The organism is Vibrio sp. YT-19(2023) (assembly GCF_033337395.1).
This window is the reverse complement of sequence record NZ_JAWOQN010001182.1, coordinates 1-512: the sequence shown is the minus strand read 5'-3', so window position 1 is coordinate 512 and position 512 is coordinate 1. Positions and strand designations below refer to the sequence as shown.

At 46.9% G+C, this 512-nt stretch carries 1 pseudogene; it reads left to right on the top strand.

Annotated features, from left to right (window positions below):
* Window positions 1-512 (top strand): annotated as a pseudogene (locus R7E78_RS30730) (hemolysin); the annotation flags it as partial.

The following is a 512-nucleotide window of genomic DNA, read 5'->3' as shown; positions in this document are numbered from 1 at the left end:
AAACACCTTGCGAATGGCGGCTTGTTATTGGTTTTCCCTGCGGGTGAAGTGTCGCAGTTGGTGGATGCCAAACAACAGCGTTTAGAAGACAAAGAATGGAGCCGCAGTGTCAGCGCGTTAATTCGTAAGAACAAAGCCGCCACTGTTCCCATCTTCATTCGTGGGCAGAACTCAAAACGCTTCTACATGGCAGGTAAAATCCACCCTCTTTTACGCACCTTGATGTTAGGAAGAGAGCTGCTCAACAAGAGCGCAAAAACCATTGAGTTGTCCTTTGGGCAAGCAATCAAGTTTAAAGAACTCAATAACCTCAACGATGATCAGATCGTCAATTATCTGAGGCTTAACACCTACCTGCTTAACCGCGATGTAAGTGCCACTCAGCAAACGGTCTCAGACAATGATCTCTTACCTATTGCGGCAGGGTTACCCATAGACCAATTGCTTGAAGAGCTGCACAGCTTACCGGCAGAAACTCAATTGCTTCAAAATGGCGAGTTCGACGTGTACTG